This is a genomic window from Agrococcus jejuensis (genome assembly GCF_007679035.1).
In the GTDB taxonomy this organism is placed as follows: domain Bacteria; phylum Actinomycetota; class Actinomycetes; order Actinomycetales; family Microbacteriaceae; genus Agrococcus; species Agrococcus jejuensis_A.
In genome coordinates this window covers 215,029-237,609 of the sequence record NZ_VEFR01000005.1, presented here as the reverse complement: position 1 = coordinate 237,609, position 22,581 = coordinate 215,029, and the positions used below count along the sequence as shown (strand labels likewise).

The 22,581-nt window shown below is 72.8% G+C and carries 21 protein-coding genes; 4 read left to right on the top strand and 17 right to left on the bottom strand.

Translation table 11 applies throughout. The annotated features are described in order from the left end of the window. Positions 1 to 32 precede the first annotated feature (32 nt). The 11 genes from FS793_RS14725 to FS793_RS14675 all read right to left on the bottom strand — a co-directional run bounded on the left by FS793_RS14725 (position 33) and on the right by FS793_RS14675 (position 10,343). Positions 33 to 620: a GNAT family N-acetyltransferase gene (locus FS793_RS14725; RefSeq protein WP_144721642.1), complete on the bottom strand. Its 588-nt coding sequence runs from the start codon at positions 618 to 620 to the stop codon at positions 33 to 35. Between the two features lie 2 nt (positions 621 to 622). Beyond that, entirely contained in the window at positions 623 to 1,297 is a 675-nt protein-coding gene (locus tag FS793_RS14720) for a uracil-DNA glycosylase (RefSeq protein WP_144721640.1), read from the bottom strand. After that, positions 1,294 to 1,995, bottom strand: coding sequence for a Type 1 glutamine amidotransferase-like domain-containing protein (locus tag FS793_RS14715; protein WP_260980190.1), 702 nt, complete (start codon positions 1,993 to 1,995; stop codon positions 1,294 to 1,296). Before FS793_RS14715 ends, FS793_RS14720 begins: the two co-directional genes overlap by 4 nt. Positions 1,996 to 1,997: 2 nt before the next feature. Then, positions 1,998 to 3,344, bottom strand: coding sequence for an aspartate aminotransferase family protein (locus FS793_RS14710; RefSeq protein ID WP_144721636.1), 1,347 nt, complete (start codon positions 3,342 to 3,344; stop codon positions 1,998 to 2,000). 94 nt (positions 3,345 to 3,438) lie between these two features. Next, positions 3,439 to 4,584, bottom strand: coding sequence for an ABC transporter substrate-binding protein (locus tag FS793_RS14705; protein ID WP_144721634.1), 1,146 nt, complete (start codon positions 4,582 to 4,584; stop codon positions 3,439 to 3,441). Between the two features lie 14 nt (positions 4,585 to 4,598). Then, positions 4,599 to 5,354, bottom strand: a complete 756-nt coding sequence (locus tag FS793_RS14700; RefSeq protein ID WP_144721632.1) for an ABC transporter permease — start codon at positions 5,352 to 5,354, stop codon at positions 4,599 to 4,601. After that, a complete protein-coding gene (locus FS793_RS14695) occupies positions 5,351 to 6,157 on the bottom strand; it encodes an ABC transporter ATP-binding protein (protein WP_144721630.1) in 807 nt (268 codons plus the stop codon). Before FS793_RS14695 ends, FS793_RS14700 begins: the two co-directional genes overlap by 4 nt. Beyond that, on the bottom strand, positions 6,154 to 7,017 hold the full coding sequence (locus FS793_RS14690; RefSeq protein WP_144721627.1) for an ABC transporter permease: 864 nt from the start codon (positions 7,015 to 7,017) through the stop codon (positions 6,154 to 6,156). Before FS793_RS14690 ends, FS793_RS14695 begins: the two co-directional genes overlap by 4 nt. Beyond that, the gene (locus tag FS793_RS14685; RefSeq protein WP_144721625.1) at positions 7,014 to 8,030 is read right to left on the bottom strand and encodes a TIGR03842 family LLM class F420-dependent oxidoreductase; all 1,017 of its coding nucleotides are present in this window, start codon (positions 8,028 to 8,030) and stop codon (positions 7,014 to 7,016) included. The genes FS793_RS14690 and FS793_RS14685 overlap by 4 nt, the downstream gene beginning before the upstream one ends. A gap of 13 nt (positions 8,031 to 8,043) precedes the next feature. Next, positions 8,044 to 9,480 (bottom strand): dihydropyrimidinase, encoded by a 1,437-nt coding sequence (hydA, locus tag FS793_RS14680; protein ID WP_144721623.1) that lies wholly within the window; start codon positions 9,478 to 9,480, stop codon positions 8,044 to 8,046. Between the two features lie 14 nt (positions 9,481 to 9,494). Continuing rightward, positions 9,495 to 10,343, bottom strand: coding sequence for a nitrilase-related carbon-nitrogen hydrolase (locus FS793_RS14675; protein ID WP_092502332.1), 849 nt, complete (start codon positions 10,341 to 10,343; stop codon positions 9,495 to 9,497). A gap of 223 nt (positions 10,344 to 10,566) precedes the next feature. Here FS793_RS14675 and FS793_RS14670 point away from each other — a divergent pair, with 223 nt between their 5' ends. The 3 genes from FS793_RS14670 to FS793_RS14660 are packed head-to-tail and all read left to right on the top strand — an operon-like array spanning position 10,567 to position 13,382. Beyond that, entirely contained in the window at positions 10,567 to 11,541 is a 975-nt protein-coding gene (locus FS793_RS14670) for an ABC transporter substrate-binding protein (RefSeq protein ID WP_144721621.1), read from the top strand. Between the two features lie 51 nt (positions 11,542 to 11,592). Further along, the gene (locus FS793_RS14665; protein WP_144721619.1) at positions 11,593 to 12,609 is read left to right on the top strand and encodes a putative F420-0 ABC transporter permease subunit; all 1,017 of its coding nucleotides are present in this window, start codon (positions 11,593 to 11,595) and stop codon (positions 12,607 to 12,609) included. Then, positions 12,606 to 13,382, top strand: a complete 777-nt coding sequence (locus FS793_RS14660) for an ABC transporter ATP-binding protein (protein ID WP_144721617.1) — start codon at positions 12,606 to 12,608, stop codon at positions 13,380 to 13,382. Before FS793_RS14665 ends, FS793_RS14660 begins: the two co-directional genes overlap by 4 nt. 263 nt (positions 13,383 to 13,645) lie before the next feature. On the opposite strand, the gene FS793_RS16750 is transcribed toward FS793_RS14660, so the two are convergent. From FS793_RS16750 to FS793_RS14630, 6 genes are all read right to left on the bottom strand, one after another. After that, on the bottom strand, positions 13,646 to 15,928 hold the full coding sequence (locus FS793_RS16750; protein ID WP_144721615.1) for a transglutaminase-like domain-containing protein: 2,283 nt from the start codon (positions 15,926 to 15,928) through the stop codon (positions 13,646 to 13,648). Next, complete coding sequence (locus FS793_RS14650; protein ID WP_144721613.1) at positions 15,925 to 16,995, bottom strand: DUF58 domain-containing protein; 1,071 nt, start codon at positions 16,993 to 16,995, stop codon at positions 15,925 to 15,927. Before FS793_RS14650 ends, FS793_RS16750 begins: the two co-directional genes overlap by 4 nt. Further along, a complete protein-coding gene (locus FS793_RS14645; RefSeq protein ID WP_144721611.1) occupies positions 16,995 to 17,924 on the bottom strand; it encodes an AAA family ATPase in 930 nt (309 codons plus the stop codon). The genes FS793_RS14650 and FS793_RS14645 overlap by 1 nt, the downstream gene beginning before the upstream one ends. Before the next feature lie 37 nt (positions 17,925 to 17,961). Beyond that, the gene (gene cofE, locus FS793_RS14640; RefSeq protein ID WP_144721609.1) at positions 17,962 to 18,792 is read right to left on the bottom strand and encodes a coenzyme F420-0:L-glutamate ligase; all 831 of its coding nucleotides are present in this window, start codon (positions 18,790 to 18,792) and stop codon (positions 17,962 to 17,964) included. A 10-nt stretch (positions 18,793 to 18,802) separates the two neighbouring features. Then, positions 18,803 to 19,285 carry a pantetheine-phosphate adenylyltransferase gene (coaD, locus tag FS793_RS14635; protein ID WP_092502345.1) on the bottom strand — a complete coding sequence of 161 codons (483 nt, stop codon included), beginning with the start codon at positions 19,283 to 19,285 and terminating at the stop codon, positions 18,803 to 18,805. 274 nt (positions 19,286 to 19,559) lie between these two features. Next, entirely contained in the window at positions 19,560 to 21,758 is a 2,199-nt protein-coding gene (locus FS793_RS14630; RefSeq protein WP_313959377.1) for an ATP-dependent DNA helicase RecG, read from the bottom strand. 202 nt (positions 21,759 to 21,960) lie between these two features. On the opposite strand from FS793_RS14630, the gene rsmD reads away from it, so the two are divergent. After that, positions 21,961 to 22,527, top strand: a complete 567-nt coding sequence (gene rsmD / locus FS793_RS14625) for a 16S rRNA (guanine(966)-N(2))-methyltransferase RsmD (protein ID WP_144721604.1) — start codon at positions 21,961 to 21,963, stop codon at positions 22,525 to 22,527. Positions 22,528 to 22,581: the final 54 nt, after the last annotated feature.

Here is a 22,581-nt window from a genome sequence, read left to right as displayed (position 1 = left end):
CCTGATCGCCTGCGAGACGCAACCGACCGAGGTCAGCGGCGGCGCTTCTTCAGGCGCTTCGTCATCGTGATCGTGCCGAGCCAGCGGTCGAACTTGAAGCCGACCTTGCCCATGCGGCCCGTCTCGCGGAAGCCGAGCCGCTCGTGCAACGCCACCGACGCCTCCGCCTTCTCGTCGGCGATGACGGCGATCATCTCCTTGCAGCCGGCGTCGGTCGCGGCGTCGACGAGCGCGACGAGCAGCGCCCTGCCGAGGCCGCGCCCCGTGGATGCGGGCGCGAGGAAGATCGAGTGCTCCACGATCGTGCGGTAGGCGCTGCGCGGCTTCCAGGGCTCGGCGAGCGCGTAGCCGAGCACGGTCTTCGTGCCCGACTCGGCGACGAGGAAGGGCAGGCGCAGGCGCTCGAGCCAGTCGAAGGTGCGCCGCCACTCGAGCAGCGTCTTCGGCCGATCCTCGAGCGTGACCGACGAGTTCAGCACGTAGTGCGCATGGATCGAGCGGATCACCGCGATGTCGCGCACGGTCGCGGGACGGATGACGAAGGAGAACTCCGGCTCGGATCGCACGGCGCGCAGATGGCGCGGCAGCGTGCGGCGCTTGTCGTACTCCTCGGGCAGCATGCCTACTCCAGTCGCCAGTCGATCGGTGGCGCACCCTGCTGCTGCAGGAGCTCGTTCACACGCGAGAAGGGGCGCGAGCCGAAGAAGCCGCGCGATGCCGACAGCGGCGACGGATGCGGGCTGGCGACGATGGGCGTGCCGGCCAGCAGCGGCGTCAGCTGCTGCGCCTTCGCACCCCACAGCACGGTCACGAGCGGCTCGGGCCGCCGCGCGAGCGCGCCGATCGCGGCCTCGGTCACGGTCTCCCAGCCCCAGCCCTTGTGCGCGTCGCTCGTGCCTGCCGCGGTCGTGAGCACGCGGTTGAGCAGCAGCACGCCTTGATCGGCCCATCGGCTGAGGTCGCCGTGGGATGCGGGCGGGATGCCGAGGTCGGCCTCGAGCTCCTTGTACATGTTCTGCAGCGATCGCGGCACCGGGTGCACGGCCCGGTCGACCGAGAACGACAGGCCGACGGCGTGGCCGGGCGTCGGGTAGGGGTCCTGGCCGACGATGAGCACGCGCACGTCGGCGATCGGGCGCTCGAAGGCACGCAGGACGCGCGCGCCCTCTGGCACGTACGGACGCCCTTCGGCGACCTCGCCGCGCAGCCGATCGCCGAGCTGTCGGATCGTCGGCTCGACCGGTGCGAGCGCCTCCGCCCAGCCCGGGTCGACGAGCGCCGACAGCGCCGCGGTCATCGGCCGCCCAGCACCGCGACCTGCACGTGCGGGCCGTCCTTCGTGCACACGTAGACGTTGCCCTCGCCGGCGGCGACGAGACCCTGCTCGCCCACGACGAGCGACGTGCGCTCGTCGATCGCGACGGTGCGCTCGACGAGCTCGGCGTCGACGATCGCGACGGCGCGGCCGAGGTTGCCGTACTGCGCGGCGTGCACGTCGACGACGACGTCGACGAGGCCGATGCCCTCGGCGAGCGTCACGTCGTCGAGGCCCTCGTTCGAGCGCTCCTGCGTCACCTCGACGCCGCCGATGCGCCAGCCGCCCAGCAGGGCGACGTCGCCGGCGATCATGGCGCCCGCCGAGAAGCCGGCGTAGGGCGTGCCGTCGGCGACGAGCTCGCGGATGGCCTGCGCCGCGGGCATCACGGCCTCGTGGTAGCCGGGCGTGAGCCCGCCGCCCACGAACACGCCGTCGGCGCCGACGAGGTCGGATGCGTCGAGCCGCCGGTCGGCGGCGAGCTGCACGAACCGCACCTCGCAGTCGTGCTTCGCCAGGTCGTCGCGGTAGTCGGCGTGCCACGCCTCGCCCTCGGCGAGCGTCGGCGCCCACAGCACGACGGCGATCGTGGGGCGGCCGCCGGCGCGGGCGCGCGCCTCGTCGACGAAGCGTCCCGTCCAGGCCGACTCGTCGGCCCATCCGCCACCGATGAGGTGCACGCTCACAGGCTCGCCCCGACCTCGGCGAACGCCTCGTCGTAGATCGCGAGCGCCGCCTGCGCCTCGTCGTCGGTCACGACGCACGGGGGCACGACGTGGATGCGGTTGTCGGCGGCGAACGGCAGCAGGCCGCGCTGCATGAGGGCTGACTTGAGCGCGCCGATGACGGGCGCGCCGACCGGCTCGCGCGTCGCGGGGTCGGCGACGAGGTCGAGCGCCCAGAAGACGCCGACGCCGCGTGCCTCGCCGATGAGGGCGTGGCGCTCGGCGAGCTCGGCGAGGCCGGGTCCGAGCACGTCGGTGCCGATGCGGCGGGCGTTGTCGACGATGCCCTCCGATGCCATGGCGCCGAGGGTCGCGACGATCGATGCGGCCGCGAGCGGGTGGCCCGAGTACGTCAGGCCGCCCGGGAAGACGCGCTTCGTGAAGGTCTCGTGGATCTCGGGGCTCACGATGACGCCGCCGACGGGCACGTAGCCCGAGTTGACGCCCTTCGCGAAGGCGATGAGGTCGGGGCGCACGTCGTGGGCGTCGTGCGCGAACCACTCCCCCGTGCGGCCGAACCCCGCCATGACCTCGTCCATGATCAGCATGGCGCCGAAGCGGTCGGCGAGCGCACGCAGCCCCGCGAGGTAGCCGGGCGGCGGCATGATGACGCCGGCCGTGCCCGGGATGGCCTCGACGAGGATCGCGGCGACCGACTCCGGCCCCTCGGCCTCGATGACGCGGCGCATGTGGTGCAGGGCGCGCTCGCACTCCTGCTCGAGCGTCTCCGACCAGAACTCGCTGCGGTACAGGAACGGTCCGAACGCGTGCACGTGGCCGCGCGCGTACTCGTTGGGCACGCGACGCCAGTCGCCGGTCGCGACGACGGCGGCTCCCGTGTTGCCGTGGTACGAGCGGTAGAGCGAGACGACCTTGTCGCGGCCCGTGTGCAGGCGGGCCATGCGGATGGCGTTCTCGATGGCGTCGGCGCCGCCGTTCGTGAAGAAGACGCTCTGGAAGCCGGGCGCGTGCGCGAGGATCGCGTCGGCCGCCTCGCCGCGCACGAGGTTCGTCGTCGCCGGCGCGACGGTCGTGAGCACGTCGGCCTGTGCCTTGATGGCGGCGACGACCTTCGGGTGCTGGTGCCCGATGTTCGTGTTCACGAGCTGGCTCGAGAAGTCCAGGTACTCGCGCCCCTCGTGGTCCCACACCGTCGTGCCGAGGCCGCCGGCGATCGCGAAGGGATTCGTCTGCCCCTGCACCGACCACGAGTGGAAGACGTGCGCGTCGAGCGCGCGGGCGCGGTCGCCCGCGGCGGGGTCGGATGCGTGCTCGAGGTGGTCGTTCAGCACGGTCTCGCTCATGGGAGGCTCCTTCGGCAGTGCAGGAGAGGCGGAGCATCTGCTCCGCCTCTCCCACGCTAGGGCACCGCAGGGCGCGGTGCGGGTGCGCTGCGGCCTACTGGCCGCCCTCCGTGAGCGTGACCTCGATGGGGGCGTAGTCGGCGCCGGTCACGTCGACGCCGTCCTCCTCGAGGTTCGCGAGCGCCTGCTCGACGTACGTCATGTCGTAGGCGGTGTCCGGCGGATCGGTCGTGATGACGGTCGATCCGTCCTGGTTGGGCGTCGACAGCGAGATGTCGACCGTCTGGTCCCACGCATCCTGGTCGATCATGCCGATGCCGTCGGGCGACGGCCAGATGAGCGCGTTGACCTCGTTGACCATCCACAGCTGGTGGCTCGAGCCGAGCTGGCTGCCGGCGTCGACGACGAGCTGCGCCGCCTCCTCCGGGTTGTCGCGCGCGAAGACCCAGCCCTCGATCGATGCCTCGAGGAAGGCGACGGTGGTCTCCTGGAAGGCCTCGTCGCCGAGCGCCTCCGTGTTGGCCCAGATCGCGTCCTGCAGCATGGCGACGCCGACCTCGTTCCAGTCGATGACCGAGAAGTCGTCGGCCGTGTACAGCTCGCCCGTCTCGGGGTCCACCGTCTCGAGCAGCTGCGCGTACTCGTTGTACGACATGGCCTGCGCCGCGTCGATGTCGCCCGAGAGGAGGCCCGACATGTCGAAGGCCTGCTGCACGAGGGTGACGTCGCTCATGGGGTCGAGGCCCGCCTCGCCGATGCCGGCGAACAGCTCGAACTCGTTGCCGAAGCCCCACGAGCCGACGTTCTCGCCCGCGAGGTCCTCGGGGCCCTCGATGCCGGCGTCGGCGAACGACACCTGCAGCGTGCCGGAGCGCTGGAAGATCTGGCCCACGTTCGTGATGCCGGCGCCTGCCTCGATCGACGCGAGCGCCTTCGGCACCCAGGCGATGGCGAAGTCGGCCTGGCCGTCGGCGAGCACCGTCTGGGGCACGATGTCGGCGCCGCCCTCGACGATCGTCACGTCGAGGCCGTGGTCCTCGTAGAAGCCCTGCTCGACGGCGGCGTAGTAGCCGGCGAACTGGCCCTGCGCGAACCACTGCAGCTGCAGGGTCACGGGGGTGAGGCCGTCGGCGCCCTCCTCGGGGGCGTCGCCGCCTCCTGCCGAGCAGGCGCCGAGCGCGAGCGCCGCCGCGGTGGCGGCGGCCAGGACGCCGAGCGTCCTCCTGGATGTGCGGTGCATGATGTTCCCCTCTCTCAGGTGCTGGATGCTCGAGCCCGGGAGCGCTCGAGCAGCAGGGTGGCGACGTAGAAGATCAGGCCGAGCACGACGGCGGCGAGCACGTAGCTCCACGCGCGGGCGTACCCGGATTGGGCGGCGGCGGAAGCGATGCGCGAGCCGAGGCCGTTCTGCAGGCCGCCGAAGTACTCGGCGACGACGGCCGAGATGACGGCGAGCGAGGATGCGACGTTCAGGCCCGTGAACACGTAGGGCAGGGCGCCGGGCAGCGTGAGATGCCACGTGACCTGCCAGCCCGATGCGCCGTTGGCGCGCAGCAGGTCGCGGTGCACGGGGTCGGCGCTGCGCAGGCCGCGCAGCGTGTTGACGAACACGGGCACGAACGCGGCGATGCCGACGACGACCTGGCGCGGCGTCTCGCTCGCGGCACCGAACATCGTGCCGAGCACGGGCGCGAGCGCCACGATCGGCACGACGGCGATCGCGGCGACGAGCGGCTCGACGATCGACTGCAGCCAGCGGATGCGCGACGCGAGCGCCGCCATGGCGATCGCGAGCACCGCGCCGCCGACGAGGCCCACGAGCGCGTTCGTGCCGGTCGCGAGCGCGGCGGCGACGAGGCCGGGCAGGATGATCGCCACCTGCGTGCCGATCGCCGACGGCGCCGGCAGCAGGTACGGCGGGATGTCGAGCAGCGCGACGGCCGCCTCCCACACGACGAGCAGCACGACTCCCAACGCGATCGGCGCCAGCACCCGTGCCGCCGTGCTCATCGCGTCTCCACCCCGCGGGCGGACGATCCATCCGGAGCCGAGTCGCCGTGGAGCGCCTCGCGCACGGCCGTGACGGAGGCGAAGAACGCGTCGGCCTCGCGGATGTCGTCGGCGCCATCCATCCCCTGCCGCTGCACGTCGACGACGTCGGTGATGCGGCCCGGCCGCGGCGACATCACGACGACGCGGTCGGAGAGGTAGACGGCCTCGGGGATCGAGTGGGTCACGAACACGACGGCGGCGCCGGTCTCGCCGACGATGCGGCGCAGCTCGCCCTGCAGGCGCTCGCGCGTCATCTCGTCGAGGGCGCCGAACGGCTCGTCCATGAGCAGCAGTCGCGGATGCTCGGCGAGCGATCGCGCGATGGCGACGCGCTGCTGCATGCCTCCGGAGAGCTGGTCGGGATGCCGATCGGCGAAGTCGGCCAGCCCGACGAGGTCGAGCAGCTCGGCCGAGCGCGCACGGCGGGCCGCGGCAGCGACGCCGTGCAGCTGCAGCGGCAGCTCGACGTTCTGGCGCACCGTGCGCCACGGCAGCAACCCGGACTGCTGGAAGGCGATGCCGTAGGCGTGGTCGAGGCGCGCTGCGCGTGCGGTGCGCCCGAAGACCGACACCTCGCCGGCCGTCGGCGCATCGAGGTCGGCGATGAGGCGCAGCAGCGTCGACTTGCCGCAGCCCGAGGGCCCGATGAGCGACACGAACTCGCCGTCGGCCACCGTGAGGTCGACCGCGTCGAGCGCGCGCACCTCGCCCTCCCGCGTCGCGAACACCTTCGTGGCGCCGCGCACCTCCACCGCGGTCATGCTGCCTCCAGCCGTCGGTAGCGGGCGAGCGCGAGCCCCGCGAGGGCGACGAGACCCGCGACCGCGAGGCCCATGAGCACCGCCCCGAAGATCGGCGACCAGCCGCGCGCCGGATCCGACGAGCCCGCCTGGGCGTACTCGACGATGAGACGGCCGATGCCGCCGCGCGAGCCGGTCGACACCTCCGCGACGACGGCGCCGACGATCGCGGCGGCCGCGCCGAGCCGCAGCGCGTTCAGCACGTACGGCACCGCGGCGGGCAGCCGCAGGTAGCGGATGGTCGACCACCACGACGCGCCCTGCGAGCGCAGCAGGTCGACCTGCGCCGCCGTCGGCGACTGCAGGCCGCGCAGCGCCCCCACGGCCACGGGGAAGAACGCGAGGTACGACGCGATCACGGCGACGCTCATCCACCGCTCCCACCCGTCGATGCGGCCGCCCCACGACACGACGATGGGCGCGAGCGCGATGAGCGGCACGGTCTGGCTGAGGATGAGCCACGGCAGCATCGCCGCCTGCGCGATCGGCAGCGCCTGCATGACGAGCGCGAGGCCGAACCCCACCAGGGCACCGACGAGCAGGCCGACGAGCGCCGTCGCCGCCGTCGTGAGGCACGCGGCGAGCACCGCCTGCACGACGAGCTCGTCGGAGCCGTTCCGCACGGGCGCGAACGCTCGCCCGAGCATGTCCCAGACGTGGGGCATCGCGAGGTCGGTCGTGCGCGGCAGCACCGACACGTCGCCGACGCGCCAGCCCTCCGCCGGCCCGAGCGCCTTGTACGCCTCCCACAGCACCGCGAGCGCCACGACGCCCACGAGCCCCAGCAGCGCCGAGCGGGCGAACGGGCGCACGCGCGTCACGACTTCGCCGTCACGTGCTCGGTGAGGGCAGGGATGATCCGCTCGCCGTAGAGGCGCAGCGTCTCCTCCTTGTCGTCGTGCATGACGTAGGCCGCGAACTGGTCGACCCCGACGTCCGCGAGCGCCTTGAGCTTCGCGATGTGGTCGTCGACGGAGCCGAGGATGCAGAAGCGGTCGACGATCTCGTCGGGCACGAAGTCGACGTGGTCGTTCTCGCTGCGGCCGTGGCTGTTGTAGTCGTAGCCCGTGCGACCCGCGATGTAGTCGGTGAGCGCCTGCGGCACCGCGCCCGAGTCGCCGTAGCGGGCGACGATGTCGGCCACGTGGTTGCCGACCATGCCGCCGAACCACCGCGACTGGTCGCGCTGGTTCGCCACGTCGTCGCCCACGAACGCCGGCGCGGCGACGCAGATGGTGATGTCGTCGGGGTTCCGTCCGACGTTCGCGGCGGCATCCCGCACGGCCTGGATCATCCACCGCGCGATGTCGACGTCGGCGAGCTGCAGGATGAACCCGTCGGCCACCTCGCCCGTGAGCTGCAGCGCCTTGGGCCCGTACGCCGCGACCCACACCTCGAGCTCGGAGCCCTTCGACCACGGGAACTGCAGCCGCGACCCGTTGTACTCGACCGCGCGCGACGAGCCGAGCTCGCGGATGACGTGCACGGCATCGCGCAGCGTCGCAAGCGTCGTCGGCGCGCCGTTCGTGACGCGCACCGCCGAGTCGCCGCGGCCGATGCCGCACACGGTGCGGTTGCCGTACATCTCGTTGAGGGTCGCGAACACGCTGGCCGTCACGGTCCAGTCGCGCGTCGCGGGATTCGTGACGAACGGCCCGACGGTGACCTTGCGGGTCGCGCCGAGGATCGCGGAGTGGATGACGTACGGCTCCTGCCACAGCAGGTGGCTGTCGAACGTCCACACGTGGCTGAACCCGTGCGCCTCGGCGAGCTGCGACAGCTGCACGACGCGCGCCGAGGGCGGGTTGGTCTGGAAGACGGCTCCGAAGTCCATGGCTCTGCCTCCCCTACGCCAGGTACTGCGACAGGCCGCGCTTGACGAAGCGCCCGTCGCCCTTGGATCCGAGGTACTGCCCGTCGTCGACGATGACCTTGCCGCGCGCCATGACCGTGTCGACGTGGCCGTCGATCTCGAACCCCTCCCATGCGGAGTGGTCCATGTTCATGTGGTGCGTCCGCTCGACGCCGATCGACGTGTGGCCGTTCGGGTCGTAGAGCACGATGTCGGCGTCGGCGCCCGGCTGGATGACGCCCTTCCTGCCGTGCATGCCGAACATGCGCGCCGGCGTCGTCGACGTCAGCTCGACCCACCGCTCGAGGGTGATGCGGCCCGTGACGACGCCCTGGTACATGAGGTCCATGCGGTGCTCGATCGAGCCGATGCCGTTCGGGATGGCGCGGAAGTCGCTCAGGCCCAGCTCCTTCTGGTCCTTCATGCAGAACGGGCAGTGGTCGGTCGACACCATCTGGATGTCGTTCGTGCGCAGCGCTTGCCACATGTGGTCCTGATGGCCCTCCTCGCGGCTGCGCAGCGGCGTCGAGCACACCCACTTCGCTCCCTCGAAGTCGCCCCACTCGCTGCCGCGCGCGCCGAGCTGCTCCTCGAGCGACAGGTAGAGGTACTGCGGGCACGTCTCGCCGAACACCTGCTGCCCCTGGTCGCGCGCCCATGCGAGCTGCTGCACCGCCTGCTTCGCGCTCACGTGCACGACGTAGAGGGGCGCCTGCGTGTAGTTCGCGAGCATGATCGCCCGGTGCGTCGCCTCCTCCTCCATCTGCCATGCGCGGGCGATGCCGTGGAAGTACGGCGCCGTGTTGCCCTGACGCACGAGCTGCTCGGCGATGACGTCGATCGCGGGGCCGTTCTCGGCGTGCATCATCGTCATGAGCCCGGTCTCGGCCGACACCTGCATGGCCTTGAGGATCTGCGCGTCGTCGGAGTAGAAGACGCCCGGGTAGGCCATGAAGAGCTTGAAGCTCGAGATGCCCTCGTCGACGAGCCCGCGCATCGCCTGCAGCGAGTCGTCGTCGACGCCGCCGACGATCTGGTGGAAGCCGTAGTCGACGGCGCACTCGCCCGCGGCGAGCTCGTGCCATGCCGCGAGGCCGTCCTGCAGGCGCTCCCCGGTCTTCTGCACGGCGAAGTCGACGATCGTGGTCGTGCCGCCCCAGGCTGCCGCACGCGTGCCGGTCTCGAACGTGTCCGACGCGAACGTGCCGCCGAACGGCAGCTGCATGTGGGTGTGCGCGTCGATGCCGCCCGGGATGACGTACCTGCCGGTCGCGTCGATCACGCGATCGACGGATGCGGCGAGGTCGTGCCCGAGCAGGGTCGAGCCGGGCTCGAGCACGGCTCGGATGGTCTCGCCGTCGACGAGCACGTCGGCGGGCGCACGGCCCGTCGACGAGACGACGGTGCCGCCGGTGATGAGCGTCGTTGCCATCGTGTCCCTCTCCCCTACGGCTGCGCGATCCGCGTGTACGAGTCGGGCCGACGATCCCGGTAGAACTGCCAGTCGTCGCGCATCTGCTGCACCATGTCGAGGTCGAGGTCGCGCACGAGCAGCTCCTCGTGCTCGCCCGAGCCGCGCTCGCCCACGAAGTTGCCGCGCGGGTCGATGACCTGGCTCGTGCCGTAGAAGTCGACGGCGAGGTCGCCGTACTCGTTGTCCTCGCGGCCGACGCGGTTGGGCTGCAGCACGAAGTAGCCGTTCGCGACCGCAGCGGCGGGACCCTCGACCTCCCAGAGCCGGTTCGAGAGGCCCGGCTTCGTCGCGTTGGGGTTGAAGACCATGTGGGCGCCGTTCAGGCCCAGCTCGCGCCACCCCTCGGGGAAGTGCCGGTCGTAGCAGATGTACGTGCCGACCTTGCCGACGGCGGTGTCGAAGACGGGGTAGCCCTGGTTGCCCGGGCGGAAGTAGAACTTCTCCCAGAACCGGTCGAGGTGCGGCAGGTGATGCTTGCGGTACGTGCCGAGGATCGATCCGTCGGCATCGACGACGACGGTCGTGTTGTAGTACACGCCCGTCTGCTCCTCCTCGTAGATCGGCAGGATCGTGACCATGCCGAGCTCCTTCGCGATCGCGGCGAAGCGCTGCACGATGGGGCCGTCGACCGGCTCCGCGTACCGGTAGTACTTCTGGTCCTGCGTGATGCCGAAGTAGGGGCCGTAGAAGAGCTCCTGGAAGCAGATCACGTCCGCACCCTGCTCGGCCGCCTCGCGTTGGAACGCCTCGTGGCGATCCAGCATGGACTCCTTGTCGCCCGTCCACGTCGTCTGGGTGATGGCTGCTCTGACCGTGGTCACGTGATCCTCCGCTCCCTTGCGTTGACTCTGAGGGTCGCGCGTTTCGCACGCGTTTCGCCAGGGTCACGATCCGGATCGTGACGGATTCGTGCCCCGCAGCGCTGGATCCGCAGCGTTCGAGCGTCGGCCGCGACGCGACTAGGCTGCTGGATGCGCCGGGCACCATCTCCGCGCGCGAACCCGAAGCTCCAGTTCGCGCCAGCATGCCCGGAAGGTCTCCTCGATGCGCCGCTCCATCCCCGCCGTCGCCCTCGTCGCCGCCCTCGCCCTCGCAGGGTGCTCGTCGGCCGACGCCCCCGCATCCTCGTCGTCGCCCGCGCCCTCGGCATCCGCCGACGCCGGCGTCACCGTGTCGAACTGCGGGTTCGACGCGACGTTCGAGACGCCGCCCGAGCGCGTCGTCACGATCAAGTCCTCGACGACCGAGGCGCTCATCGCGCTCGGCCTCGGCGACCGCATCGTCGGTACCGCCTTCCAGGACGGCCCGCTGCCCGACGGCCTCGAGGTCGACGAGCCGCTGCCCGTCATCGACGAGCGGATGCCCGGCGCCGAGTCGGTGCTCGAGCTCGAGCCCGACCTGATCTTCTCGGGCTGGGAGTCGGCGTTCGCCGCCGACGCCGTCGGCACGCGCGACGAGCTCGCCGAGCTGGGCGTCGGCACCTACGTGTGGCCCACGGCGTGCATGAGCGCCGACGCGCCCACCGAGGTCACGTTCGACTCGATCGCCGCCGAGGTCGAGCAGCTCGCCGACGTCTTCGACGTCGACGCCTCGGGCGTCGTCGCCGACCAGCAGGAGATGCTCGACGGCATCGCGGCCGACGACCGCGACCTCTCGGCGCTGTGGTGGTCGTCGGGCACCGAGACGCCCTACGTCGGCGCCGGCCAGGGTGCGCCCGAGCTCATCCTCGACACCGCGGGCCTCACGAACATCGCCTCCGACCTCGAGGGCGGCTGGGCACCGTACGGCTGGGAGTCGGTGCTCGCCGCCGACCCCGACGTGCTCGTGATCGTCGACAGCGACTGGAACACCGCCGAGCACAAGATCGAGTACCTCGAGGCCGACCCGACGCTCTCGCAGCTCACGGCCGTGCAGCAGCACCGCTACGTGATCGTGCCGTTCGCGGCGTCGGAGGCGGGCGTGCGCACCGCCGAGGCCGCGCAGTCGGTGGCGCTGCAGGTCTCCGAGATCGAGCTCTGACGCGTCGACGGGCTGAGCCGCTGACGCCATGACGGGAGGCCGCGGGTGCGGATGACGGCGAGGCGCCGACGCGTCGCGATCGGCGCGATCGTGCTGAGCGTCGCGACGCCCGTGCTCGCGACCTTCGCGGTCGTGCTCGGCGCCGCCGACCTGTCGTTCGGCGACGTGTGGGCGACGATCGGCGCGCATCTCGGCATCGGCCAGCCCGTGCTGACGCCCATCGAGGACGGCATCGTGTGGCAGCGTCGGGTGCCGCGCGTGCTCGTCGCCATCGCGTGCGGCGCGGGCCTCGCGGTGTGCGGCGCCGTGATGCAGTCGGTCACGCGCAACCCGCTCGCCGATCCGTACCTGCTCGGCCTGTCGTCGGGCGCATCCCTCGGCGCCGTATGCGCGCTGCTGCTCGGCATCGCCGTGCCGTTGCCCATCGCGGCCTTCGCGGGCGCGGCCCTGGCCCTGGCGATGACGGTCGGGCTCGCGACCGCCATCGGGCAGGTGACGCCGACGCGCACGGTGCTCGCGGGCCTCGCGGTGTCGTCGATGCTCGGCGCCGTCACGAGCCTCATCATCTTCTGGACCGTGACGGGCGACTCGTACCGCGAGATCCTCGGCTGGCTCATGGGCACCCTCGCCGCCGCCCGCTGGCCCGCGGTCTGGCTCACGTGGGCGGGGCTCGTCGTCATCGTCGTGCCGATCGTGCTCGTCGCGCGCCGGCTCGACGCGTTCGCGTTCGGCGACCGCCACGCGGCGTCGCTCGGCATCCACCCCGGCCGCACGCGTCTGCTGCTGCTGGGCGCGACGGCGCTGCTCACCGGCATCCTCGTGTCGGTGTCGGGATCGATCGGCTTCGTCGGGCTCATCGTGCCGCACGCCGTGCGGCTGCTGACCGGGCCCGGGCATCGGGCGCTGCTGCCGCTCGCGGCGCTCGCGGGCGGCATCGTGCTGCTCGTCGCCGACACCCTCGCGCGCACGGCGTTCGAGCCGCGCGAGCTGCCCGTCGGCATCGTGACGGCGCTCGTGGGCGCACCGGCGTTCGCGCTCATCCTGCTGCGGCAGCGGAGATCGGCATGAGCGGCGGGCTCGTGACGCAGGGCCTCGTCGTCGAGGTCGACGGCACGCGCATCCTGCACGGCATCGACCTCGCCGTGCCGGCGACGGGCCTCACGGGGCTCGTGGGCCCCAACGGCTCGGGCAAGTCGACGCTGCTGCGGCAGCTGACGGGCGTCGAGTCGCCCACCTCGGGCACCGTGCTGCTCGATGGCGGCGACCTGCACGCGCTCGGCCGGCGCGAGCGCGCGCGCCGCATCGCGGTCGTCGAGCAGGAGGCGGCGAGCGAGCTCGCCCTCACGTGCCTCGAGGTGGCGCTGCTGGGGCGCATGCCGCATCAGGGCTTCCTCGGGTCGACGAGTCGCGAGGATCGGCGCGTGGCCGAGGATGCGCTCGACCGCGCGGGTGCATCGGCGTGGGCGGATCGGTCGTTCGCGTCGCTGTCGGGCGGCGAGCGGCAGCGCGTGCGGCTCGCGGCGTCGCTGGCGCAGGAGCCGAGCATCCTCGTGCTCGACGAGCCGACGAACCACCTCGACGTGCGCGCGTCGCTCGAGACGATCGCGCTGCTGCGCTCGCTCGCCGACGACGGCGTCACCGTGGTGGCAGCCCTGCACGACCTCACGCTCGCCGGGTGGGCTGACCACGTGGCGCTGCTCGCCGATGGCCGCCTCGCCGCGGCGGGGCCTGTGGCGGAGGTGCTGACGGCCGAGCGCATCGCCGCCGTCTACGACGTGCGCGCCCACGTGGGCCCCGACCCGCTGACGGGCAGGCTCGCGGTGACGGTGGCCCTCCCCTAGCGCGCCCCGACAGCTGGTCGAGGAGGCTGCAGCCGCAGGCTGCAGCCGTCACGAGACCACGTGACGTGCCCGCTCGATGGGACCACGCGCACGGCCGGCCAGGAGCCGCGGTCGCGTGGTCTCGTGACGCGTGCTCGCCCTTCGGGCTCGCGCGCTCCTCGACCAGCTGGTGGGGATCACCGCCGGATCCGCGGCTCAGGGACCCGCGGAGAGGAATGCGCCCTCGGCGGCGTGCTCGACCGCGGATTCGGCGGGGGTGCAGCTCAGACGAGCGCGTCGTCGTCGGATCGGTCTCGGCGCCAGACGCGGATGAGGCTCGGCGGCGCGAGGGCGCGCAGCAGTCGCTCGCTGCGCGGGATCGTGCGGCGGATGCCCGCGATCACCGCGCGCGCATCCCTGCCGTGCGCCGTCGACGGCTCGCCCGCGAAGCGCTCGCGCTCCGCCGCGTCGCGCAGTCGCTCGAGCGCGTGCCGCTCCCGCTCGCGCAGGGGCAGCGCCGCGACCGCCGCGGCGATCTCGCCCGGCGTGCGCGACGTCGGCACCCGGCTGCCGGCATCCGCGAGCGTCGCCTGCACCTCCCACAGCGCACCACCCGCACCCTCGGCGATGCGGCGCCGCCGCAGCACCTCGCGCACGGTCGCCGGCGTGAGCAGCACGAGCAGCAGCGCCAGCACGACGAGCACGGGACGCGCCACGAGGTCCCAGCGCACCGGCTCCCCCGCCGAGCCCGGCCCCGTCGCGGTCGGGATCGCACCCGGGTCGGCCGACGTCGACGGGCTCGGCGACGCCGTCGGCGACGCGCTCGGCGACGGCGCCACCGCGGTCGGCGACGGCAGCGTCGGCTGCTCGGTGGCGCCGGCGTCGTCGTCGTCCTCCGCTGACGCGACCGTGCCGCCGGCGGCGATGCCCGGCGTCGTGTCGAACGGCACCCAGCCGTAGCCGTCGAACCACAGCTCGGCCCACGCGTGCATGTCGTTCGTGGTCACGGTGTACGTGCCATCGGCCTGCGGATCCGTGCCCGGCAGGAAGCCGACCGAGATGCGCGCGGGGATGCCCGCGGCGCGCGCGAGGATCGCCGTCGCCGACGCGTAGTGCACGCAGTAGCCCGAGCGCGCATCCATGAACCGCTCGAGCGCAGACCACTGGCCGCCGCCCGTCGTGCCGAAGCCCTCGAGCGGCACCGTCTCGGAGTAGTCCCACGAGCCGTCGGTCATGTACGCCTCGATCTGCTGCGCCCGCTCGAGCGGCGCAGCATCCTCGTCGACGATCTCGTCGGCGAGCTCGGCGAAGAACGAGGCGTCGCCCGGCACCTCGAGCGCCTCCTGCGCTCCCGTCGACTCGGGCGACTCCCCCTCGGGGATGGGCGTGGGCCGCACGCTCGCGACCGAGTACGTCTGGTCGTTGAGCGACACGAGCCGGTCGGGATCGGTGAAGCCGATCGACTGCGACGCCGGATCCCACCGCCACGTGCCCGAGAAGTCGGCCGTCGACGTCGCCTGGACCGGGATGGGCACGTTGCCGATGAAGGCGCGGCCGAGGGTGAACTGCGTGGAGATGGCGTCGCCGCTCGCCGACGCGCCCATGTCCTCGAACGAGGTCGACAGCTCGCCGCGCTCCTCGACGAAGCCGTCGGGCCCGATGCCCTGCAGCGACGTGAGGCGCGTGAGCATCGGCAGACCGTCGCTCGGCGCGTAGTCGAAGATGCGCACGGGCGACCCGCGGCGCAGGTCCTCGGCGAGGTCGATGCCCGTCGACAGCTGCGGCGGCCCCGACGCGATGCCGCCGCTCGCCGGCCCCTGCATCCACCGCGGCCACGCGATGTCGGCTTCGCGCGGCGCGGGCATGACCGCGGGCGCGACGACGGCGGCGAGCACCACGACGACGGCGGCGGCGAGCGCGCGACGCCGGGACCGCTCGCGCCGGCCGAGCACGAGGAACGCCGTCATGGCGATCGCCGCGGGCACGAGCCGCAACGGGTCGAGCTCGATGCGGTACGCCATCGTCATGATCGCCGGCAGCAGCAGCGGCGTCGCGGCGAGCGCGGGCACCCCGAGCGAGAGCAGGCCGTCGACGAGGACCCACAGCAGCAGCACCGCGACGAGCAGCACGCCCACGACGTCGGGAGTCATCGGCACGGGCGGCCCGGGCGTGAACAGCAGCTGCGTGACGCCCTCCACGATCGAGGCGCCCGATGCCGCGAGCGACGACCGCGTGGGGATGAGCCCCGCGATGGCCTCCTGCGGTGCCGTCGCCAGCGTGAGCCACGGCACGGCGACGACGATGGCCGCGAGCGGGGCGAAGATGCCCGCGCCGAGCAGTCGCGCGATGGTCGTGACGCCGACGAGCGCGAGCACGAACGCCACGACGACCGTCTGCCAGCCGCCGTCGAGCAGGTCGATCCACGGCACGAGCGAGAGGCAGATGCCGCCCGCCACGAGCAGCGCGCGCATGCCGATCGACGCGATCTCGCTGCGATGCTGCGGCGCTCGCCGCTCCTCGACCGGCGCCTGCTCGACGGGCGCGACGAGCTCGGGCGCGCGCGTCATGCCGGCCGCCGAGCGTCGTAGGGATGCCCCGCGTTCCACCGCACGTGCCGCACCGAGCGAGCGACGGTGCGGTCGTCGCCGGTGACCGACCACACGGTCGAGCCCGGGTCGAGGTCGGCGAGGATGCGCTGCATCGGCTGGCTGCCCATCCCCGTCACGACGATCGTCGGCCCCTGGGTGCCACGGTCGACCGCCATGCGCGCGACCTCGAGGCGGGCGCACGCGTCGAGCAGCGCCGTGCGCGACGCGAGCACGCCGTCGCCCAGCTGCGCGACGCCCGTCTCCTGCACCTCGACCTGCAGCCCCTGCGACGCGACCGCCATGCACAGCGACGCGAAGGCGCGCACGCCCTCGTCGAACTCGTCGTCGTCGCGCCAGCCGTCGGCGAGCGTGTCGAGCACGATGACGACGCGCGGCGTCGCCGGCGGCTGCTCCTGCCGCACCATGAGATCGCCGTGGCGCGCCGTCTGCCGCCAGTGGATGCGCCGCACCGGATCGCCCGGCCGGTAGTCGCGCACGAGCTGGTCGACGAGGTCGCCCTGCCCGACGCGGCTCACGGCCGCGTCGATGCCGTGCCCGAGCACCGCCGACGCCTGCAGCGGCGTGACGCGCGGGCCGACGACGAGCTCCCCGAGGGTCTCGAGCCGTCGTGTCGACAGCCACGCGCCCAGCGGATCCTTGCGGCGCACGCGCACGGGGCCGAGTCGGTGCACGCCGCGATGCGGTGCGTAGACGCGCAGGTGCGTCGCCGACGACTCGAGTCGATCCCACGAGAACGTCACGGGGTCGAGCGACGTCTGCGGACGCCACCAGCCGCCCGCGTACGCATCCGGCAGCCGCACGGGCACGTCGAGGTCGACGCCCTCGACGGCGACCGACGGCGGATGCCAGTCGACGTCGCGCCCTGCCGGCGCCAGGATGAGCAGCAGCAGGCCAGCCACGACGACGCCGCCTGCGAGCACGGCGGGCACGAGGAACGCGCCCTGCAGCGTCCAGTAGGCGGCCACGCCGAGGCCGATCGCGGCGCACGCGAGCGCGACCCCGCGCACCGTGAGCCGCAGCCGCATCACCGCGCCCTGGGCGCCGGGGTGGTGTCGAGCACGCGGTCGACGACCTGCAGCGCATCGTCGATCGTCGCCGCCTGGTCGTGCAGCAGGATGCGGTGCGGCAGCACGCGACGGGCGAGCAGCTTCACGTCGTCGGGCGACAGCCAGTCGCGGCCCTCGAGGTGCGCGCGGGCCTTCGCGGCGCGCAGGAGCTGCAGCGTCGCTCGAGGGCTCGCGCCGATGCGCACGTCGGGGCGCTCGCGCGTCGCGCGCACGAGGCGCACGGCGTACTGCTCGACGAGCTCGTGCGCGCGCACGGCATGGGCCGCGTCGATCTCCTGCTGGAACGCGTCGCTCGACACGACCGTGTGCAGGTCGGTGAGCGGCGTGTGCGTCTTGCGCGCCTGCACCATGCGCAGCTCGGCCGCTGCATCCGGGTACCCGATCTGCAGGCGCACCATGAAGCGGTCGCGCTGCGCCTCGGGCAGCGCGTACGTGCCGTCCATGTCGATGGGGTTCTGCGTCGCGATGACCATGAAGGGGCGCGGCAGCTGGTGCGTGACGCCGTCGACGGTGACCTGCCCCTCCTCCATGCACTCGAGCAGCGCCGACTGCGTCTTGGGGCTCGCGCGGTTGATCTCGTCGGCGATGACGATGTTCGAGAAGACCGGGCCCGGCGTGAACTCGAAGCGACCCTGGCGCTGGTCGTAGATCGAGACGCCCGTGATGTCGCTGGGCAGCAGGTCGGGCGTGAACTGGATGCGATGCACGCTGCCGCCGATCGCGGCGGCGAACGCCCGGGCGAGCTGCGTCTTGCCGACGCCCGGCACGTCCTCGAGCAGGATGTGGCCCTCGGCCAGCAGCACCGTCAGCACGGTGCGGATCTCGTCGGGCTTGCCGTCGATGACGGTGCCGACTGCACCCTCGATGGCCTCTGCGAGCTCGGTCATCCCACCCCCTATGGTCCGGGCAGTCTCGCACGTCGCCCTATGCGGGCCTGAGGTCTTCCTGGGCGTGCGACGGCGTGTCGCCGTCGGCTCCGGGCGCGTCGGCGGATCGCGCCGCGGCGAGGCCCGCGGCGAAGCCCTCGGCGTGCGCCTCGGCCGACCCGAGGCGGAACATGTCGCTGTCCGCGTCGCGCACGAGCGCACGCGCGCCCGGCTCGCCGAGGCCCAGCACGTGGCGGCCGAGGCCGCGAACGATCGTCACGGGACGGCCGCTCGTCTTGCCCGCGACGAGCTCGGCCGTCGACGCGATCTCGTCGGCCACCGCAGCCGCGCTCACCACGAGCGGACGCCCGTGCGTGTCGACGCTGCCGGCGAGCGGCTCGATGACGCGCAGCCCGGCGGCACCGATGGCCACGTCGGTCTGCCCCGCTCGCCACGGGCGCCCGAACGTGTCGCTCACCACGACGCCGATCGCCACCTGGAAGCGGTCGCGCAGCGCCGTCGCGAGCGCGAGCGCCGACGCGTCGGGATCGACGGGCAGCAGCAGGATCGTGCCCTCGGGCGTGTTCGACGCATCCACGCCGGCCGCCGCCATCACGAAGCCGTTGCGATCCTGCACGATGCGCGTGACGCCGCCCGGGTGCGCTCGGCTCGCCACGACGCGCACGGTCTCGTCGGTGATCGCCTGCTCGCGGTCGACAGCCTGCCGCATCCGCCCCTCGGCCTTCGACACGACCTTGCTCGTCACGACGACGACGTCGCCCTCGGTCGGCGCATGCGGCGCGATCGCGTCGCCCACGATGCGCGCGAGGTCGTCGCCGGCGACGATCTCGCCGATGCCGTCGACCGACCAGGCCTCCAGCCTGCTCATCGGCCCCGCGTCACTTGCGCTGCAGGAACGTCGCCACGGCGCGTGGCACGTAGGGGCTCACGTCGCCACCCAGCTCGGCCACCTGCCGCACGAGGCTCGACGACACGTGCGCGTTCTCGGGGTTCGGCAGCAGGAACAGCGTCTCGATGCCGGCCAGGTCGCGGTTCACGATCGACATGGGCGTCTCGTACGCCAGGTCGATCTGCGAGCGGATGCCCTTCACGAGCACGTCGGCGCCCACCTGCTGGCAGTAGTCGACGAGCAGGCCCATCGACCAGGTCGCGACGGTGAACTGCCCCTCGACGCGCGCCTCCTCGAGCGACCGCTCGATGAGCAGCTGCCGATCCGGCGCAGGCAGGAACGCGTTCTTGTCGGGATTGTGCACCACGAGCACGTGCACCTCGTCGAAGATGCGCGCAGCACGAGAGATGACATCCAGATGACCCAGGGTCACGGGGTCGTAGGAGCCGGGCACGACGGCGATGCGGGGCATGAGGGAAGTCTATCGAGGGTGACGTGTCGGTCATGTTTCGGGGTGCGGTCGGTGTGTCCGCGCACGTCTGGGAGGTGGAGGCGCTCGTCGACGCTCGTCGGGAGGGACGCGGACGCGATGCTCGCGTTCGTGCGTCGGGGCGCGCGGGTGCCGCGCGGCAGGTCGGTGGCCCACGTCCTCCCCAGCCGGACGCGGGCAGGCGCTCACGGTGCCGGGTACGCATCTCGCGTCCCTCGCACCGAATGGGCGCAGCGAGCCCGCAGGCCCGCTCCCCCTACGCCGAGGTCAGGGCCGCTCGAGCGTCGGGGTCGAGGCGACGATGGACCGCGAGGCGCAGCGCGGCGTGGCGCTCGAGCCGCGGATCGGCGGCGAGCACCGCGAGCGCCGCATCCCGCGCCGCCTCGATGACCGCGCGGTCCCTCGTGACGCGCAGCAGCCGCAGGCTGGACCTGCCGCCCGACTGCGCCGTGCCCAGCACGTCGCCCTCGCGTCGATGCTCGAGGTCGACCTCGGCGAGCGCGAACCCGTCGAGCGTCGCCGCGACCGCATCCACCCGCTCGCGCGCGAGCGTGCCGTCCTCCGCCGTCGTGCGCAGCAGGCACAGCCCCGCGTACGCGCCACGACCGACGCGGCCGCGCAGCTGATGCAGCTGCGAGACGCCGAACCGGTCGGCGTCGTTCACGACCATCGTCGTCGCGTTCGGCACGTCGACGCCGACCTCGATGACGGTCGTCGCCACGATCACGTCGACGTCGCCAGCGACGACGGCGCGCATGACGGCGTCCTTCTCGTCCGACGCCATCGCGCCCGTGAGCGACTCGATGCGCGCACCCCGCAGCCGGTGGTGGGTGCGCAGCCTGCGCGTCCACGTCTCGACGTCGGCGAGCACCGTCGGGCCGGCGTCGCCCTCGTCGTCGGTCGGCATGCCGCGCTCGACGTCGCCGGGCGCGATCGCCGGGCACACGACGAACGCCTGCCTGCCCGCCTCCACCTCGTCGGCCACCCGATCCCACACCCGATGCGCGACGGCCTGCGACGCCTCCGGACCCACCACGTGCGTCTGGATCGGCGAGCGGCCGGGCGGCAGGGTGCGGATGGTCGACACGTCGAGGTCGCCGAACGCCGTCATCGCGATCGTGCGCGGGATGGGCGTCGCCGTGAGCACGAGCGTGTGCGGTGCCACGCCCTTCTGCCGCAGCGTCTCGCGCTGCTCGACGCCGAAGCGGTGCTGCTCGTCGATGACGACGAGGCCCAGGTCGGCGAACGTCACGCGGTCGGCGAGCAGCGCATGCGTGCCGACGACGATGCGCGACTGCCCCGCCGCGATCGCGAGCAGCGCCCGCCTCTGCTCGGCGGTCGACATCTGCCCCGTGAGCAGCACGGGATGCAGCTCGGCGGCGAGGTCGGGGCCGAGCGTCGCGACGATCGACCGCAGATGCTGGCTCGCGAGCACCTCCGTCGGCGCGAGCAGCGCCGACTGCCCGCCCGACTCGGCGACGGCGAGCATCGCGCGGATCGCCACGAGCGTCTTGCCCGATCCCACCTCGCCCTGCACGAGGCGGTGCATCGACGTGCGGTCGGCGAGGTCGGCCTGCACCTCGTCGCCCACCGTGCGCTGGTCGGGGGTGAGCTCGTACGGCAGCGATGCGTCGAGCCGCGCCAGCAGCGCGCCCGCAGGGCGCGGCGTCGACGGCAGCGACTGCATCCACGCCCGCGTCGCCAGCAGGTACGTCTCGAGCAGGAACGCCTCGTGCCAGCGCAGCGTGTGCATGGCGACGCGGCCCGCCTCCTCGGACTCGGGCGCGTGGATGCGGTCGAGCGCCGTGCGCAACGGCAGGAGCCGATGCTCTCGGCGCACGTCGTCGGGCAGCGGGTCGGCGACGGGGCCGAGGTCGGCGAGCACCTGCTGGATGAGGGCGCGCAGGTCCTTCGTGGGCAGCGTCGCCGTGGCCGGATAGACGGGGATGACCTCGGCGGCCCATGCCGTGGGGTCGGCCCCCTCCTCCTCGAACGTCTCGTACTCGGGATGCGTCAGCTGCCGCTGGTCGCGGAACACGCTCACGGTGCCCGAGAACATGCCCGTGACGCCGCGGTGCAGCTCGTTCGTGATCCAGGGCTTGTTGAAGAAGGTGAGCTGCAGGGTGTCGGTGCCGTCGGAGATGTCGACCGTCGTGACCCGCAGCGGCCGGCCGCGGCGGTCGCGCTTGCCGGTCTCGCGCGTCTCGATCGCACGCACCTCGGCGACGACCGTCACGTGGTCGCCGACCTGCAGCGCGGACAGGTCGGTGAGCTCCCCGCGCGTGACGTAGCGGCGCGGCACGTGCATGACGAGGTCGCCGACGCGCTCGTAGCCGAACGCGCGCCCCAGCCTGTCGGCCGTCTTCTGCCCGACCGCGTGGCGCAGCGACCGCTCGAGCCCGTCGGGCACGGCGCCGTCGGCGACGCCAGCGTCGTCGGCGGGGCGGTCGGTCACGGCAGCCAGCGTAGGCGACGCGTGCGACGCGGGATGCGGAGGCCGCTGCGGGGTGCGCTGATCGCAGCGCGAGGCGCACCTCGCGGCAGCGGCTCGTCCGTCGCGCATCGAATCTGCACCCCACAGCCACCGCATCCGCACCCTGCACCGCAGGTGGCCGTGGCGTGCGGATTCGACGAGCGGCGTGCGCGAGGATGGATGCGTGACGCGCATCATCGCCGGAGTGGCCGGGTCGTTGACCCTCAAGGTGCCCGACGCGGGCACGCGCCCCACGTCGGATCGGGTGCGCGAGTCGATCTTCTCGGCGCTCGACGCGCGCGGCCTCTGCGACGGCGCGCACGTGCTCGACCTCTTCGCCGGCTCGGGCGCGCTCGGCCTCGAGGCGGCGAGCCGCGGCGCGGCGTCCGTCGTGCTCGTCGACTCGGCGAAGCCAGCAGCGAAGGTCGCGCAGCGCAATGCGGATGCCGTCGCGAAGGCCGGCGCCGAGCGTGCGCTCGTCGTGGCGCAGACGGCCCTCGCCTACCTCGGGCAGACGACGCGCACGTTCGACCTCGTCTTCCTCGACCCGCCGTACGACCTGCCGCCCGCGCAGGTCGCTGCCGTGCTGCAGGCGCTCGTGCCGACGCTCGTCGACGATGCGGTCGTCGTGCTCGAGCAGGCGACCCGCTCGGGCTCCCCTGCGCTGCCGAGCGATCTCGAGCTCGAGCGGACGAGGAAGCACGGCGACACGGCGGTGCACTGGCTCGCACGGCGTCCCACCGCCACCTGAGGCACCCTCCCGGCCGGGCGTTCCGAGGTACGCATCTCGCGGCGAGGTGCTCGA

Coding starts and splice junctions, on each gene's coding strand:
- FS793_RS14700 (WP_144721632.1), bottom strand. CDS start 5,354: ATGAGCACGGCGGCACGGGTGCTGGCGCCGATCGCGTTGGGAGTCGTG.
- FS793_RS14650 (WP_144721613.1), bottom strand. CDS start 16,995: ATGCGGCTGCGGCTCACGGTGCGCGGGGTCGCGCTCGCGTGCGCCGCG.
- FS793_RS14720 (WP_144721640.1), bottom strand. CDS start 1,297: ATGACCGCGGCGCTGTCGGCGCTCGTCGACCCGGGCTGGGCGGAGGCG.
- FS793_RS14670 (WP_144721621.1), top strand. CDS start 10,567: ATGCGCCGCTCCATCCCCGCCGTCGCCCTCGTCGCCGCCCTCGCCCTC.
- FS793_RS14665 (WP_144721619.1), top strand. CDS start 11,593: ATGACGGCGAGGCGCCGACGCGTCGCGATCGGCGCGATCGTGCTGAGC.
- FS793_RS14725 (WP_144721642.1), bottom strand. CDS start 620: ATGCTGCCCGAGGAGTACGACAAGCGCCGCACGCTGCCGCGCCATCTG.
- coaD (WP_092502345.1), bottom strand. CDS start 19,285: ATGCCCCGCATCGCCGTCGTGCCCGGCTCCTACGACCCCGTGACCCTG.
- cofE (WP_144721609.1), bottom strand. CDS start 18,792: ATGAGCAGGCTGGAGGCCTGGTCGGTCGACGGCATCGGCGAGATCGTC.
- FS793_RS14660 (WP_144721617.1), top strand. CDS start 12,606: ATGAGCGGCGGGCTCGTGACGCAGGGCCTCGTCGTCGAGGTCGACGGC.
- FS793_RS14710 (WP_144721636.1), bottom strand. CDS start 3,344: ATGAGCGAGACCGTGCTGAACGACCACCTCGAGCACGCATCCGACCCC.
- FS793_RS16750 (WP_144721615.1), bottom strand. CDS start 15,928: ATGACGCGCGCGCCCGAGCTCGTCGCGCCCGTCGAGCAGGCGCCGGTC.
- FS793_RS14695 (WP_144721630.1), bottom strand. CDS start 6,157: ATGACCGCGGTGGAGGTGCGCGGCGCCACGAAGGTGTTCGCGACGCGG.
- FS793_RS14685 (WP_144721625.1), bottom strand. CDS start 8,030: ATGGACTTCGGAGCCGTCTTCCAGACCAACCCGCCCTCGGCGCGCGTC.
- hydA (WP_144721623.1), bottom strand. CDS start 9,480: ATGGCAACGACGCTCATCACCGGCGGCACCGTCGTCTCGTCGACGGGC.
- FS793_RS14705 (WP_144721634.1), bottom strand. CDS start 4,584: ATGCACCGCACATCCAGGAGGACGCTCGGCGTCCTGGCCGCCGCCACC.
- FS793_RS14645 (WP_144721611.1), bottom strand. CDS start 17,924: ATGACCGAGCTCGCAGAGGCCATCGAGGGTGCAGTCGGCACCGTCATC.